Source organism: Neobacillus sp. B24, from assembly GCF_055381825.1.
This window is the reverse complement of sequence record NZ_AP035777.1, coordinates 753,960-770,557: the sequence shown is the minus strand read 5'-3', so window position 1 is coordinate 770,557 and position 16,598 is coordinate 753,960. Positions and strand designations below refer to the sequence as shown.

At 36.4% G+C, this 16,598-nt stretch carries 11 protein-coding genes and 1 riboswitch; of the genes, 8 read left to right on the top strand and 3 right to left on the bottom strand.

What is annotated here, in order from left to right; translation table 11 throughout:
* Window positions 1-2 precede the first annotated feature (2 nt).
* From ACZ43M_RS03665 to ACZ43M_RS03650, 4 genes are all read left to right on the top strand, one after another.
* On the top strand, window positions 3-1,487 hold the full coding sequence (locus ACZ43M_RS03665) for a spore germination protein (protein WP_464506103.1): 1,485 nt from the start codon (window positions 3-5) through the stop codon (window positions 1,485-1,487).
* An 8-nt stretch (window positions 1,488-1,495) separates the two neighbouring features.
* On the top strand, window positions 1,496-2,581 hold the full coding sequence (locus tag ACZ43M_RS03660; protein WP_464506102.1) for a GerAB/ArcD/ProY family transporter: 1,086 nt from the start codon (window positions 1,496-1,498) through the stop codon (window positions 2,579-2,581).
* A 13-nt stretch (window positions 2,582-2,594) separates the two neighbouring features.
* Window positions 2,595-3,725: a Ger(x)C family spore germination protein gene (locus ACZ43M_RS03655; protein ID WP_464506101.1), complete on the top strand. Its 1,131-nt coding sequence runs from the start codon at window positions 2,595-2,597 to the stop codon at window positions 3,723-3,725.
* A gap of 437 nt (window positions 3,726-4,162) precedes the next feature.
* Entirely contained in the window at window positions 4,163-6,073 is a 1,911-nt protein-coding gene (locus ACZ43M_RS03650) for an N-acetylmuramoyl-L-alanine amidase (RefSeq protein WP_464506100.1), read from the top strand.
* A 365-nt stretch (window positions 6,074-6,438) separates the two neighbouring features.
* Here the strand turns inward: ACZ43M_RS03650 and ACZ43M_RS03645 are convergent, their stop codons facing one another.
* Together ACZ43M_RS03645 and ACZ43M_RS03640 are read right to left on the bottom strand one after the other, a co-directional pair.
* Entirely contained in the window at window positions 6,439-9,408 is a 2,970-nt protein-coding gene (locus ACZ43M_RS03645) for an EAL domain-containing protein (protein ID WP_464506099.1), read from the bottom strand.
* Window positions 9,409-9,909: 501 nt separating this feature from the next.
* Window positions 9,910-11,274 carry an amino acid permease gene (locus ACZ43M_RS03640; RefSeq protein ID WP_464506098.1) on the bottom strand — a complete coding sequence of 455 codons (1,365 nt, stop codon included), beginning with the start codon at window positions 11,272-11,274 and terminating at the stop codon, window positions 9,910-9,912.
* Window positions 11,275-11,408: 134 nt separating this feature from the next.
* A riboswitch (glycine riboswitch) is annotated at window positions 11,409-11,489 on the bottom strand.
* A gap of 509 nt (window positions 11,490-11,998) precedes the next feature.
* On the opposite strand from ACZ43M_RS03640, the gene ACZ43M_RS03635 reads away from it, so the two are divergent.
* The 3 genes from ACZ43M_RS03635 (at window position 11,999) to ACZ43M_RS03625 (ending at window position 13,667) form a co-directional block, all read left to right on the top strand.
* A complete protein-coding gene (locus tag ACZ43M_RS03635) occupies window positions 11,999-12,889 on the top strand; it encodes a hypothetical protein (protein WP_464506097.1) in 891 nt (296 codons plus the stop codon).
* A gap of 71 nt (window positions 12,890-12,960) precedes the next feature.
* Entirely contained in the window at window positions 12,961-13,341 is a 381-nt protein-coding gene (locus tag ACZ43M_RS03630) for a hypothetical protein (protein WP_464506096.1), read from the top strand.
* On the top strand, window positions 13,341-13,667 hold the full coding sequence (locus tag ACZ43M_RS03625) for a hypothetical protein (protein WP_464506095.1): 327 nt from the start codon (window positions 13,341-13,343) through the stop codon (window positions 13,665-13,667). Before ACZ43M_RS03630 ends, ACZ43M_RS03625 begins: the two co-directional genes overlap by 1 nt.
* A 563-nt stretch (window positions 13,668-14,230) precedes the next feature.
* Here the strand turns inward: ACZ43M_RS03625 and ACZ43M_RS03620 are convergent.
* Window positions 14,231-15,640 (bottom strand): IS110 family RNA-guided transposase, encoded by a 1,410-nt coding sequence (locus ACZ43M_RS03620; protein ID WP_464507938.1) that lies wholly within the window; start codon window positions 15,638-15,640, stop codon window positions 14,231-14,233.
* 331 nt (window positions 15,641-15,971) lie between these two features.
* On the opposite strand from ACZ43M_RS03620, the gene ACZ43M_RS03615 reads away from it, so the two are divergent.
* Complete coding sequence (locus ACZ43M_RS03615) at window positions 15,972-16,451, top strand: PAS domain-containing protein (protein WP_464506094.1); 480 nt, start codon at window positions 15,972-15,974, stop codon at window positions 16,449-16,451.
* Window positions 16,452-16,598: the final 147 nt, after the last annotated feature.

The following is a 16,598-nucleotide window of genomic DNA, read 5'->3' as shown; positions in this document are numbered from 1 at the left end:
AAATGACAAACACAACAAATAAAAATAACTGCCCAAATTATCATCAAATTAAATATATCCTCAATCAATCACCAGATTTACTTTGCAGGACAATTGAGGTCGCTGGAGATTGTCTTGAAGTTGTCTTTATGAAAAATTTAATTAAGGGTGAAACAGTTAATGAATATGTTATTAAATTCATTCAACAGCTGCCAAAAAAAGATATAACCTATTCTTATTTAATAAAGAATATCCCCATTGACGAGGTAAAGATTGACTTTAAGGAACAGGAAATTATTTCTTCACTTTTAAATGGATTTGTTTATATTTACGTATTAAAAGAAAATAAAGCCCTTTTAGTAAATTGTGCTGATCCAATTGAAAGATCTATCGAGAAAGCAGAAACTGAATCTTTGGTATACGGCCCTAAAATTTCGTTTACAGAATCATTGACTTCTAATATAAAAATTATCAGACAAAATTTAAATAATTCTAATTTGTGTACGGATGAATTAGAAATAGGAGAACGTGTTAAGAAGAAATTAAGAATTATTTACATGAAAGATTTAACGGATGAAGACATACTTAAAACACTTAAGCAGAAGCTTGAAACTATTACAATTGATGATATAAGTGACAGTTCAGTTTTGGCACAGTGTCTTGAAGATAATCATTATTCTTTTTTTCCTCAGTTTATCATGACAGAACTGCCCGATCGATTTCTCTATTCTATTTTAAATGGACGGGTTGGTATCCTTTTAGATCGAAGCCCAGTGGCTATTATTGGGCCTGCTAATTTTTTTTCTTTTTTTGAATCAACAGAAGATATTTATTTACGCTGGTCTTTGAGTACTTTCATAAGATTAATACGTTTTGTTGCTATGGCTGGATCACTGCTCTTTACAGCATTCTATGTTGCAATCCTTACCTATCACTATGAACTTATACCATCTAAATTGTTAATTGTCATTGGGCAATCACGTTCACAAGTCCCTTTTCCCCCTCTACTAGAAGCAATATTAATGGAATTATTAATTGAATTACTTAGAGAGGCAGGGGCACGTCTTCCATCCAAAGTAGGTCAAACAATGGGGATTGTTGGAGGGATTGTTATTGGTCAAGCAACTGTTGAGGCTGGCTTAACTAGCAATATTTTAATTATAATCGTGGCATTTAGTGCATTAGGGGCTTTTTCGGCTCCAATTTATGAGATGGGGACTGCTATAAGAATTGCCAGATTTCCTTTCATTATTCTAGCGGGTGTGGGGGGTTTTAATGGGATTATGATCGGTGTCTGTGTACTGGTTGTCCACTTGTTAAAGTTGACATCCTTAAATAGGCCTTACCTTGCACCTCTATACCCGCTTAGGATAAAGGATTTAAAATATGCCCTTATACGTCTTCCACACCATTTTTATAGGAAACGTCCTGTTGTTAATCGTCCATTAAACGTATTCCGGATAGGATGGAAATCTAAAAAAACAGAAAACGATCTAGATGAAATTTGAGGTGGATAATGAAATCAAATATTAATTTTGTAAACGCCTATATGGCTTTCTTTATTATTCACACTTCACAAATCGGGATGGGTATACTTGGCGTCCCTAGGATTCTTTTTCATGAAGCTAAGCAAGATGCCTGGATCAGCGTTCTAGTCTCTGGACTTTTCATTAGTGTTATCATTTGGATGATAATTAGCATCCTTGCTAAATATGAAAACTGTAATCTTTATGAAATACACGAGAATGTATTTGGTCGCTTTATAGGCAGTATCATTAATACCTTTATGGTTATTTACTTTATGGCAGCTCTTTACTCTATCATCATCGCTTATGTTGAATTGTCCCTGACATGGGGATATGAGGGAGTTGATGAATGGGTTGGTGTTTTAGTGCTATTATTAGTAACCATTTATGCCGTATCTGGCGGATTCAGAGTAATTGCAGGGACATGTTTCTTATCCTTCTTAATGACTATATGGCTGGTATTTGTTTTTTATCAACCACTTGAATCGATAAACTTCATTAGAATTTTACCCGTCATGTCGGCGACCCCAGCACAAATAATGAAAGGAGCATTTAAAACCAGTTTTACAATGTTAGGTTTTGAAACTTTATTTTTTATTTTTCCATTTATAAAGGAGAAAAAAAAGCTGCTTTTTTTCAGTCAATTAGCAATCTGGTTTACTACACTTTTTGTGTTTATAACAACTGTTATTTCGATATTATTTTTTAGTCCAAAGGAATTGGAAAAACATATTTGGCCTGTGGTCAGTATGATAAGCACGGTCCATTTTCCATTTCTTGAACGGTTTGAGTTTATTGCCGTTCCATTATGGATCTTGGTTATTTTTCCAAATTTATGTTTATACCTGTTCATTTCTTCAAAAGGAGTAAAGCAAATATTTCATTTAAAACAAAAACATGGTATATGGGTAATCTCAATAATCATTTTTATCACGAGCTTTTTTGTCACCAAAAGAGTCGACACTAACCTTTTTTTTGATCAAGTTGGTCATGTCGGCTTTTACCTATGGTTTATCTATCCGATCTTGTTATATTCCATTTCAATTATTAAATCTAAACTTTTTTCACATTCTTAACGGAGTTGAAAAGATGAAAAAATGGCTTATTCTATTTTGTTGTCTTCTCTGTACTGCATGCGTGCCACCTGGAAAAATATTAGAAAGGCAAGGGATTTCAACTATTATTGGTTATGATTTAGTTGATAAAGAAACATATAAAGGCTCTATTAGCTTGTTGCAATTCGACCGTAAAGAAGAAAAAACAAGTGAAACCATTTCTGCCGTCGGTACTACAAGCAAACAAATAAGACAAAGGTTAGAACAGCAAACAAGCCACGACATTACATCTGGACAATTGAGGACCATACTATTTGATGAAGATATAAGTGAAAAGATAGGAATTTCATCTTTCCTAGATTCAATGCAACGAGACAGCACCATTGGATCATTAGTATTTTTGGCCATTACAAACAATACTGAAGAAGTCATTAAAAATAATCACTATGAAGAATACCCTGAAATGGGGTCATATATTTATCAATTATTGGATAAGCAAGCAAGGAATGAAATGTTAATAAACTCCAACCTGCATGATTTTTTCTCCACTTTATATGAAATTGGCATCGATCCTACCATACCTATTATATCGAATAAGAAGGGTGGAGCACCCTATATTGAAAAGGTGGCATTATTAAAGGATGATAAAATGGTTGGTTCTGCTTCTTTGAAAAAAACCTTGTTCATCAAATTATTCACCAATCGCAGGGCTTCTTTAGGAGATATAACATTAAACATTCCTCTAGAGGTTTTAGAAAAAAAGGGAATACCACTAGTCGAAAAGCCAAAAGGAGATAAATTTAATATTACAATTCGCCCAATAAAGCACCGCGGAAAAGTTAAATTATTTAAAGAAGATGACTTTTATCTAAACGCAACGATTAAGGTTTCAACTATAGAAGTACAGCCTGCCATTCCTCTTAACAATAAGAAATCTATAAAAAAAATGGAGCAGCTGCTTGGGGAAGAACTAAGCAAACAATTGGGGGATTTTCTTGAGGAGTTAAGAAAATTAAATAGTGATCCAATTGGCATTGGAAGAAAAATAAAAAGCATCAGAAAATACTCAAACTTAAGTGATAAAGAGTTGAGGGAAAAGTATTCAACATTAAAGTTAAAATCAACTATTAAGGTTGAAATAGAACGAACAGGTGCTACTGATTAGTAAAGATAGTAGAGAAAAAAACTCTACTATCTTATTCTTTCAAGTATTACTTTCAAAAATATTAACTAAGAAGAACCTCATTTACTTATGATACGGTTCTCCACTATTATTGCTAAACCATAACCCAACAATGTGGCCCCTTTGTTGAATATTAGGTACCCCTCTTCTATTAAAATTCCGGTTACTTAATATAAATCTAATACCACAAACTTTTCCCTTCTCTCACAACACCCCCGCCTTCTCAAACCGCCACGCAATAGCCGGTTTTTAAAGCTTCTTCAATTGTTTGACCTCTTTAGTGACATATACCTATCTTTTTCCCAAACAGGAACTTCGTTCTATGCAATTTGAATTATTTTACATCTCTACGGAAGGAAAAACTGTCATGGCGGGGGAAATATACAATTCTAAAAATTCTGTTATAAAGGGGTTGTAAAATGGTTTTTCATGTGAAAAAGGTCTCAAAAGTTGCAGCAGCTTCCGTACCCGCGGCTTCCCTATTGATTGCGCCTTCGTATTTTTCCAAGAACGAAGTCAAATCCTATGCGGAAACTATCGGAAGTTCGGAAGTTTCACAACAATTATTTAAAAATGTGGCAAAGGAATTCGGGGTTCCCGTCAATGTCCTGATGGCTGTGTCCTACAATGAATCACGCTGGGTCCAGCATGAGGGGCATAGCGAAGTAGGCGGGTTTGGAATCATGAATTTGGTCCAAGCGGATCAAAAGCATAGTGCCAAAGGGGATGAAACAGCCGAGGGTACATATACAGCTGATGAAGCCATATCCACACTTGACCAAGCAGCACAGATTCTTAAAGTAAGTCCAGATTTGTTAAAGGATGACCCGGAGCAAAACATCCGCGGCGGTGCCGCCCTGTTAGCTGAATACGCTAAGGAAACGACTGGCGGCCTTCCTTCCGATGCTGCCGATTGGTATGGGGCTGTTGTAAAATACAGCGGATCAGAAATTGCAGAATTAGCCACAGATTATGCCGATCAAGTGTATGAAACCATCCAAAACGGGGCGGTAAAATCAACGCATGGCGGCGAGAAACTGACGCTAACAGCGGAGAATATCGTTCCGAATAAAGATACGGCCAAAAATATTCCACTGCGGAATGCAAAATTCAACAATTCGGATTGTCCAAACGGATTGGAATGTTCCTTTATTCCTGCACTGTACAAACAGTTTTCAAGCAGTCCAACCAATTATGGGAATTATGATATTGCCAGCCGCCCTGAAGATGGGATTGATATTCGCTATATCGTGATCCATGATATCGAGGGGAGTGCCCAGTCGGCCATCAATCACTTCCGTAACCAATCTTTTGTAAGCGCCCATTACATTATTGACTCAGCAAACGGGAAGGTCTCACAAATGGTTCGTCCAAACGACATCCCTTGGCATGCGGGAAACTGGTATTTTAATATGCACTCCATCGGGATAGAGCACGAGGGATTTGCAGTGGAAGGAACGAACTGGTACAGTGAGCAAATGTACCGTTCAACTGCCAAACTTGTAAAATATTTATCTGAAACGTATAACATTCCATTAGACAGACAGCATATTATTGGCCACGATGAAATCCCGGGTCTGACCGTTTCCAAGCATGCTGCCATGCACTGGGATCCAGGCGCATACTGGGATTGGTCCCACTTCTTTAACCTGCTTGGAGAATCTTTGAATCCAAGCAATGGGGACAAAAACAGCTCGATTGTAACGATCCGTCCGAACTTTAACACGAATAAAACAAGTTATACGTATAGCGGAAATGATCTTGATTCCCTATCATCCAGCTTCTTACAGTTATATAAGGAGCCAGATTTTAACTCCCCTCTTATCAGCGACCCGATTCTAAATAAGACCGCTCCAGGAACAACGCGGCTCAATGACTGGGGAGCCAAAGCCACAATGGGGCAAAGCTATGTTAAAGCCGATCAACAAGGGGATTGGACTGCCATCTACTTCGCCGGGCAAAAGGCTTGGTTTTACAATCCTAACAACAAAAACACCGTTCCGGGAAATGGAATTGTCATTAAACCGAAAGAGGGTCTTACTTCTATTCCAGTTTACGGGGCAGCCTATCCGGAAAATTCCGCTTATGACGGCACGGGAATTGCAGTCTCGGCACGAGGAGCAGCAGAGGTCTTATATCAATTGCCAAAAGGACAAATGTATGTAGCGACCGGACCAATCCAATCCGATTACTATTACGCCAAAATTTTCAATGATCCAGCCACTAACAAGGTCGTGAAGGGTACGGAAGAATACTACCAAATCTCTTTCAATCATCGCATTGGGTTTGTGAAGAAAAGCGATGTTGATGTTGTCGTTAGTCAAAAATAGCTTTTATTATTTCCTAAGCTGAAAAGGACTCGTTTTATCGAGTCTTTTTCAGCTTATTTACTAATCTTTATTTAGAAATCTCATAGTCCCGAATTTGCCAATAATCAAAATCAACCTTTTTAATATCGGTTATTTTTCTGTCGGGATAAACCTTATTAAACTCCTTAATAATCGGGATTGGTTAAGCTTTCAACGGAAGACAATTTCTACTATCACCCAATAACTGGCCAGACGCCTCTTTCCTTTGTGGATGAAGTAAGCTTAGATTCTAGTCGATTATTTGGCCAAGGAGCTAGATTAAACGTAAAGCAGGTGAATGTTGTTTATAAACAAACAAAATAACGAGTCGTAAAATACAAAAATTTTTATAAAAATTCTTTATTGCTGTAGTACGGTTCACCTAATCGTTTAATACGTTCTTTACTTATACCGATTCCATTATCAATAATTTTCATTAGGAGATACCCATCTTCTACAGAACCCTCAATTTTCACAAATCCTCCATTAGGAATTGCTTCAATGCTATTTTTTATAATATTAATGAAAACTTGTTTAATTTGGTTTACATCGCACAAAACTTGTGGAAGATTTGGTTGAAATTCTTGAGAAATCTCTACGTTTCGCAAATTTGCTTCGGACTTAAGTAATATTGTAACGTCATTAAAAATAGTTTGAATATTAACCTTTTTCAACTGAATCTCCTGTGGTTTTGCAAGAGTTAAATATTCATTTAGAATTCCCTCAATTTGATCAAATTCTTTAAACATGATTTCAAAATATTCTTTGTTGTTACTTCCTTGCTCAAGAAGCTTGATAAACCCTTTTATTGACGTTAGAGGGTTTCTAACTTCATGTGCTACTCCTGCTGCAAGTTGACCAACAATAAATAGTTTTTCAGCTTTTGAGAGCTGTTCTTCTGTTATTCTTTTTTCGGTAATATCTCTTCCAACCACAATAAAGTATTCTGGTTCTCCATTTTTTCCAAGTACCGGAGTACCAACCCCTTCAAATAATACGGAATTTCCACTGCCTGTCAAAAAATGAGCTTCCATCCTAGCTGGTGTTATAGTGTCTATGACTTGTTGAAACCCCATTATTACACTTTGTTTGTCTTTGGGGTGTATTAATTCAAATGAACTTTGCCCTACAAATGATCTTAACGGGTAACCGATTATATTTGCTAAGGATGGTGATGAATATAATATTTTCCCATTGATGTCCAATAACATGATTATGTCGGTCATATTATCAGCAATAAGGCGATATTTAAACTCACTCTCTTTTGAAGCCTCCTCTGCTTTTTTTCGTGCTGTTATATCAATACAGGATCCAATAACTTCAACTACTTCTCCTCCCTGTTTTAATGGGCGTAAAGTGGCTAAATACCAAATTCCATTTAACTCGTCTTCGTAAGTAACAAATTCTTCTCCTTCCCATGACCTATTGTAGAAGGAAGTTTTTTCGATAGCATTTTCATGAGGCAGAAATTCCTCTAAGCTTTTCCCAATAACTTGAGAAGGGATCAATCCAAATCTGTAGAGTAATTCCCCATCGCAGAGTGTATGAATAAATCGATCATTAATTTTTTTAAACTTAAAAATCATACCTTGTTGTAATCGAACAGTATCTTGTAACTCTCTTTTAGTTTTTTCAAAATATTCTTTCATCCGCAATTTTTCGTTTAGATCCACAGGGATCCCATTGTCTTCAACAATTTGTTCAATCCTAGAACGTTTTTCTTCTAAATCATTGGCTAGTAGCGGCTTACTTAAGAAAAATCCTTGCCCTTCGTCGCATAAATGGTACTGCAGAAAAACAAGTTGCTCATTTGTTTCTATTCCTTCTGCAACTACTTTTAAATTTAAATTATGAGCCATTGAAATGATAGCTTTAACAATTGTTTCATCATTAGGATTGTTATGAAGTTTTCTAACAAATGATTGGTCAATCTTTAAGATGTCTACAGGGAAATATTTTAAATAGCTTAGAGAACTATACCCAGTTCCGAAATCATCAATACTTATGCGAACACCAATCTTTTTTAGATGCTGTAGCATTAGTATTGTACTCTCAATATCACACGTCATGCTTTCAGTAATTTCAACTTCTAAAAAATGTGGTTCAAGTCCTGTTTTTTGAAGAACAGTTTCAATTGTATCAACTAGATTAGGCTGATTAAATTGAATCGCTGACAAATTGACAGAAACAACTGTTTTAAATCCTCGTTCTTGCCATATTTTGTTTTGTTTACAAGCAGCATTCAAAGCCCATTCACCAATAGGTAATATTAATCCCGTTTCTTCAGCTATTGGAATAAATGTCCGTGGTGGAACCAATCCCCACTCTGGATGTTCCCAACGAATTAAAGCTTCTACCCCCACTATTTTCCCTGTATTTAAATTTATTCTAGGTTGATAATGGAGAAATAATTGTTCTTGGTCTATAGCTTTTTTAAGCTCCATCTCCAACTCTAATGGGTCAATACTTCCTTCATCTTGATTACAGGAGTAGAATTTAAAGTTATTTCCTCTGAATTTTTTAGATCTATTCATTGCGAATGCTGCATTTTTCATTAATAATTCTACGCTATCTCCATCCTTTGGAGACTGACTTATGCCGATACTTAGTGAAGTTTTTAGTTCAAAGCCATTAATAAAAAATGGATTAAAAACCGATTCCATTACTTGATCAATAATACAAGATATCTCCTTCTCATCACGGTATTCCATAGCGACAAGAAACTCGTTTCCAGAATAACGAGCAATAAACCCTATTGGTTCTACAATCATTTTTAGACGTTCTGCTGCTTGTTTTATTAATAAGTCACCTGTTTCATGACCAAATGTATCATTTACTTTTTCTATTTTGTTCATAGATAAAAATAATACTGCAATAGACACTTCAGGAGATTGTAACTTATCATTTAAGTAATTATTAAAAAAATATCGGTTGGGTAAATCTGTTAAAACATCATAATTAGCTAGATAATTCATTTTTTCATACTCTTGCTTTTGTTTCGTAATATCTCTAAAAAATACGGATAAACCTTCAGCAGAAGGGAAAGCCCTTATCTCATACCATCTATTGTTAAAATACTCTTCAAATTCTATAGATTCTTGTTCTGATAGCGCCCTTTTATATCGGGTTACAAATTTCTGTATTTCACTGTGTTGCAATACTTTATATATATATTGTCCAATCACTTTTTCACGTTTAATTTGTAAAAGCCTTTCAGTAACATTATTTATGTATTCAAATTTTAAGTCTTTATCTAACGAATAAAACCCATCAGATACTCTTTCCAAAATGATTTCAGTATTGCTTGTCTTACTCAAAACTTTATCTCCTTTCGCATTAGAACAAAATAGAGTATTAATTATAATAATGTCCAACATAACGCAATTTAAGTGTCAATTCTTTTGTAAATGGTGAATAATGCACCTCAAAACGGAACTCTTTGGGTCTGTAACTCTGAGTGTTGAAATACGGTGTGGAGATTGTTAAAAATTTCACTAATGGGGACAAGAATAACCTTCTTCAGCTAAACGGATGCTTTTGTGGACAATCAAATTTATAAGCCTAATTTCTCAAAAAAGTACCTGGCACCACCCGCAAATTGTCGAGAGATTCGACAATTTGCGGATAGGACCAGGCACTTTATAGGTTGCCATTAAACTTTATTTATTGCGCTAGGCTGCCTGCTGCTTTTACTCTGACTCGGGTAGCATTGCCAGGTAAATCTTAACAAAGCCAAAGCTATACAACAATCTTAAGGTACGGTTCCACTCCCTGTAGGCATTTCCATATAAGGGCTCAGATATAATTTATGGGTGATTCTATGCTGATAATTTAATATTTTTTTCTTCTTTGTTCCAATATGAATACGAAGTAAATAATAGAATAAACCATAAAGGTGTTAACAAAAGGGCAGACCGTGTAGCTTCAGCAAACAGCATTATAATAAGAATGATGGCAAACAAGATTAGGACAACGTAATTAATAAATGGTGTTAATGGGGCTTTAAATTTTGATTTTGCCTGTAATTCTGAACGTGTTTTCTTATATTTTAAATGACAAACCAGAATGACACCCCAAACCCAAATAAAACAAATAGCACTAACAGTCGTCACGATTCCAAAAGCTTGTTCCGGAACAAGTTTGGTCAAAAGGGCTCCCACCGATAGAACAAGCGTGGAGATCCATAATGCGTTACCTGGGACATGATTTTTATTTAGTTTTGCAAAATTAGAAGGTCCTTGCTTATGATTGCTTAAACTATATAGGATACGGCTTGTTGAAAACATTCCACTATTACAAGCAGAAGCTGCTGAAGTTAATACGACAAAATTAATGATTCCTGCTGCAATCGGTATTCCGACTAAACTAAACGTTTTAACAAAGGGACTTTCTGCTGCATTCAATTCCGTCCATGGGTTAATAGTTAAAAGGACAATAAGCGCGCCGACGTAGAAAAATAGAATCCTTAAAGGAATTTTATTTATAGCCGATGGAATATTTTTTTCTGGATTGGATGTTTCCGCTGCCGATACACCTACTAATTCCACACCGACAAATGCAAATACAACCATTTGGAACGACAGTAAGAACCCTGAGATTCCGTTTGGAAAAAGCCCCCCATGTTCCCAAATATTTTTAAGCGTAACCATACCTTGAGCTGTCTTGAATCCCATCACCAGTAATATAATCCCAATGACAATTAATGCGAGAATCGTGATGACCTTTATTAAAGCAAACCAAAATTCCAATTCTCCAAAAAGTTTTACAGTTAGTAGATTGAGTCCCAGTAAAATCATCAAACAGATGAGCGCTGGTATCCATTGTGGAATATGAAACCAATATTGGACATAAATCCCTACTGCAATCACATCACCCATAGCAGTCATAATCCAACAAAACCAATAGGTCCATCCGGTTACAAACGCTAACCGAGGTCCAAGATAGTCTTCAGCAATGTCTGTAATGGATTGATAACCCGCTTTAGACAACAGAAGTTCTCCAAGCGCCCTCATAACAAAGAAAACAGCGATTCCTACGATTAAATAAGCAAGGATAATGGATGGACCTGCCAATTGTATGGCTTTACCGGATCCTAAGAATAATCCCGTACCAATGGTGCCGCCAATTGCGATTAGTTGAACATGACGATTTGATAAATCCCTCTTTAATTCTTGTTGTGCCAATCCTGACTCCCCCTTATTAAATATTTTAGTTAAACCAATAAAAAAAGAGATTGGAGGATATCCAATCTCTTTTCCAAAAGAATAACAAATAATATTTGTCATGCTAAATATAATGAGCACAAAAAATAAATATTCAGTACTCTTCTGTCCTTTTGCCTGAGATTGTGAACCCTTCGGCGCCGCAAAATACTTGCGATCTCTCCAGAAGCTGCTCCTGCTATAGTGTGATCCATAGCAATCATAGCCTGCTTATGATTAAATTCTATTAACTATTGCTAAATATTTTTTAATTTTAGTAGTAGTGAATTACTTTGTCAACCACATAAATAAAAATCCAATTAAACTCTTATTCAGAGAAATATATTGCTTGCTCTATTAGTATTTCAAAGGCAGGAAAATTCTACTAAGATGGCTGCCCTCCTTTGGGCAGTGGCAGGCACCCAAAGGTACGTATCTGCCCTCAATAATGTATACAAAAAAAGTGTCTGTCACCGCCCGAAATAATGTTGAGTACGTATCGACAAGTTGCGGGACGTGACTAGCACCTTTTTTCGTACCCGGCTTAACTTTTTCTAATAATCCTTTCAAAGATTCACAAAATATACAAATTATCACCATATTCCGACATTAATATGCGCTATGCTATTAATAAGACTTCTAAGAATCCCCATTCAGACCTCTCTTATTTTTTCCAAAAATATTGAAAGTGAGTTGATTTCGTTTTATGTCAAACAAAATGAAAATAAAGGATATCCGTAGTAAAAACGGGCCGGAAGTTAGTATGCGCGTCCATCACTTTGCGAATCCTGAGGAACGGCAAAAAATGCTGATGGATCTAGCCACTAGCTCCGAGTTTCAAATGCGATACCGCGGACTCTTCGAATACTACGGCAAAGATTTTATTGCCTATAAGCGTGAAAAACCTTCTGACAAAAACCGCAATGAATTCCTCCGTGTCATGTCCATGTATATGGCTAGTTATTTGGAAGATGATTGTCCCCCTTCGTGGAAACAGTGCCAGCCTTCATTTTGGGAAGACTTCATTTATTCCTTCTATCCCGATCACATCAAATTTTCACCAGACCAAAAATCCGTAGAAAACTTCCTGTATCAATTGAAAAAATTTGTTCGCTGGCTTGATAAGCGGGTTGGTACCTCTTGGTTTTCGACCGTCGAGCAATATACTTCTGAAGCAATTGCTAATCTTAAAATCTGCGAAAAAGTCCTGTATCGCCTAGTATTAGGCCACTTCCCCCGGATTCACCACGCTGACTGGAATTTCCAACAAGATGTGGAGAGAATCAATCAAGAATTCAGCCAATGTATAGAAGATATAGAAAGCCACTTTAAAGTCACCACCATCATTGGGACAACCGTAGTACTGAACGAACTGAAAACAAATTGTACGTATTACGTTAAAAATCTGCCTAGTGAGCTGCTTGCGCCTGGTTTTACGTTAAGTGGAGTCATTGGCAAAAAAAGCGGAGAGCAGACGTGGAATTGGTACATTACAATTGGAATCCACCCGCCTAAAGGAAGAAAACTGGATTACGCCGTTTCAGTTAAACAGGAAGGTCTAGGCACCAACGATGGGGTTCATTTTTTTAAGAAATAACTATATTTAATTTCATAATTTAAAGAAGTTCTACATCTTAAATAAATAGTCACAACGGCAGGTGTAATAATTTGGACGTTACACTAAAGAATCAAATTAAAGCCATTCTCATATCTTTAGAACAAAATGGGCTAACATGGAAAACAGGAAAGGACAAATATCATTTATCAAAACGGAAGAACCGCCAACACGTTCCCTATGATTGGGAGATGCAGGATTATATAACGTTAATTATGAATTTACTTACTGATAAAGAAAATGATATTTATATTTATTTCAAAGAAAGCTTTAACCAAAATTACTTCGTTTTTGCTGATGGGAACGCCTGGATTGTTATTATAGGTGAAAATGGTATCATTGAAACAGCAATTATTGCTGATAGGTACAATCATTATTTAGACGAAAGAAAAGGTTATAGGTATATCGGTAAAATGAAGGAGGTGTGGCAGTAATGGACTTCTTGAAAGATATTGAATATTATGGTGAGGATGTTACTGATATTAAGGTAAGTCCATTTGAAACAATCGATATGTTGCATCGCCGCAGCAGATTGAACAAAGAATCATCAAAAATGTCGTTACAAGAACGTGTACTTCTTATGAAATATGACTTAAAACTTCTTGAACATGTAGAAGAAATGGTTAAACATATCGGGAAAGTATATGACTTTTCTCTCTCTACCGAGCCTCTTGAAGAATGGTGGTGGCACCTTGACAAGGTTGCCAGTGGTGAATTGGAAGTTGAAATTGGCCTAAGACAAAAGAATAAGGTTCTTTAATTATAACAAGTACCTGGCACACCTAATTAAAAGTGCCTGTCATTCCCGGAAAATGTTAATCAATTGCCAACAAATTACGGGATGTGACAGCGTATAATGGCTAATAAGTCAAACATAATTTTTTATAAAAAAAGACCGACCTAAACTAGAACTCCCAATATCCATTTTTTTGAAGAGTCGACTATCACAGAATTATAATAGGGCCCCTCTAGAACGTGAAGGGATCTTGAATTTTCATCCTACAGAGGATACCGCCTAGTAAATCTAAACTTAGATTTCACGTATTATTCGTACTTGTAGGACAAGATCCATAACGCTGTCACTCGAGGTCTGGAGCCTCAGGCACGAAGTTCAATGTGATCTAACGTCCTAGAGGAGCCCCATTTGTAAAGGAATAATATTTCTAAGAGATTGTTCTTTCCACTTTGTTTTTAAAGCTTAATTAACAGTTAAAAAGGGTTTAGGTTATGCACAATTGTAAAGAAAAACTTAGGAACATAGCTGATTAAATGACAATATAATTTATGCAGAGCTATCCACATGTTAAAAATCTTGTTTCTGGTTTACGCTGATTTATTAACAGCTGATACGACAAACTTTTCATAAAAGCATCTTACATTTGGGCTATGAATCTTTTTTGTTATTTCATCAATTAAGACATAGTTTGGTTGATTTGTTTGATAGAGCGATTGATGCTTAATCATTGAAAAGGCTAAACGGATCATTCGGTTTCCTAAAGCAATATATGCTTGCCCCGGGTGCTTTCCACGCTCTTTAAAGGCCAAATATTTCTGTTTCATCTCAGGGTTATTAACAGCTAGGGATCTTCCAACTTGATAAGTAACGTTCCTGAAAGTTCTTCTTCCCTGTTTAGAAACGCCATAGTATGAAGGTCTTTTACCCCCTGACTGCTTCACAATTGGATTTGTCCCCGCCATTTTAATTAATTGCCCTGCATGGTCGAAATCAGATATATCGCCCATTTCCGCGTATAATTCAGCCCCCGTTACAACTCCTATTCCTGGAACGCTAAGAATGACTGCTCCTTCAGTTTGAACAAATATATCTTCGATTTTCCTCTCTAGCAATTGAATCTGCTTATCTAAAAGCTCTAATTGGTCAAGTTTTTGAATCAAAAGAAATTGTTCCATTTCCAAAAGCTCTTTAGGTTGCGAGATTGAATTCTGTGCAAATTCAAGCAGTATTTGAATCGATTTATCCCTGAGCTTCAGGTTTTCCCGTATGGAAAGTTCACGTAATCCCTTCTCTCCAAGGGTAAGGATATCACTTGGATGAAGGCAATGGCGCATAAAATATCGTGGTGCTTTTCCAAATAACTTCGAGAAAGGTTCGACATGTTCGCGCTTCCCATTTATCCACATACTTTTCCCCTGGAACTCCCGAAAAATATGGTCAATATATACCCGAATCAGGTTTTCGGTCGATGTCCTTTCCCCCACAAGCGCCCGACGGGCACGCGTTAATTTCTGCAAGTTGTGTACAGATCCTGAAGACAACTCACTGGATGTCCCTCGGCCATTAATAATAGATTGAACAATTGCCATCAGATCTAGATTATCCGTTTTGGACCAATTCAAAAGAGCTTGCCTTTCCTGTGCAGTAGTAGCTGCATTCAAGATGCGAACATGATAGCCTTCAGAATGACAACGTCGAACTAAATCCTCATAATAATGCCCTGTGGTTTCAACCCCCACCACAACCTCCTTCATCCCAAGCCGATTCTTTTCTGTTTGAATATGTTCTTTAACCTTTTCAAGTCCCGTCAGGGAAGCATCAAACTCAAATGGTTTCACCAAAACGTCCCCATAAAACGTACATATCATTGCCTTGTGAGTAAACTTCGCTGCATCAATCGCTACTATCAACATACGATCTGTTCCTGTTTCCCGTACAAATTGTGCCCATCGACTTCCGTTTTTTCCTTGAATGTGGTTCAATAATGAATAAGCCATCATTTTCATCTCCTTGGTAGGGTGAGTAATTGGAAGTTCTGTGATAGGTACTTCCATTTTACAATGAAAATGGTGGCCTTTCTTATTATTTGAACCTATTTACTATACTAGGCACTTTCTTTAAATGGATGGTCATTTGAAAGCCGGAGCCGGTAATTAAAACCAATATTATACATCCACCTGATGCCATTATTTTTTTGTGATATAAATCACAATCAGCCCTCGTTAATAATGATATCCTTATTAATGAAGTTAGATAACAATCACTCGCTACTTTTTGTACTATTCTATTCTTCTCATAGGCGGAGATTATATATTGGAGGTTTTTTAAATGGCTCAAGAAAAATTGTCTGAATTAATTAGCCCTGAAGCTGTCATTAATTTTGAAAGTGGTGCCATTAAAGCAAGCACTTTGGATTCAATTATCAATCTATTACCATTTGAAATGGGATTTTGTGATGCCGACGATATTTTCCGCTGGTATTCCAATAATCCTAACCGCGTGCATGGTCGTCGTAAAGAAGCGATTGGCCGCCATGTACTTGAGCTTCACCCAAAAATGGCTCACCACGTTGAAAAATTGTTGAATGATTTTCGTACAGGAGCACGTGACAAATGGGAATTTTGGTTCCCAAAACGCTCTGGTGAAGAAACTGGTCAAATTTATCAAAAATTCATGGCAGTACGTGATAAAAACGGAAAATATCTTGGATGCATGGATGTGACCGTTAATATTGACCTTTTCCAAGGAAAAGAAGGTAAACATACCCCTGAAACTATTGAAGAATTTATAGCTGTTAATCCTGAGTAAAAATTGAGAAGCTACTAAAAACACATTGAATCGCCCAATTCAATGTGTTTTTCTTTTTCCAATTACTGGTAGCCTAAAAACAAAATTAACGTCAAAAGAGCAAAAATGTCTTTACGCCCGGTTCTTAAAGACAAAATTGGTTCGTCA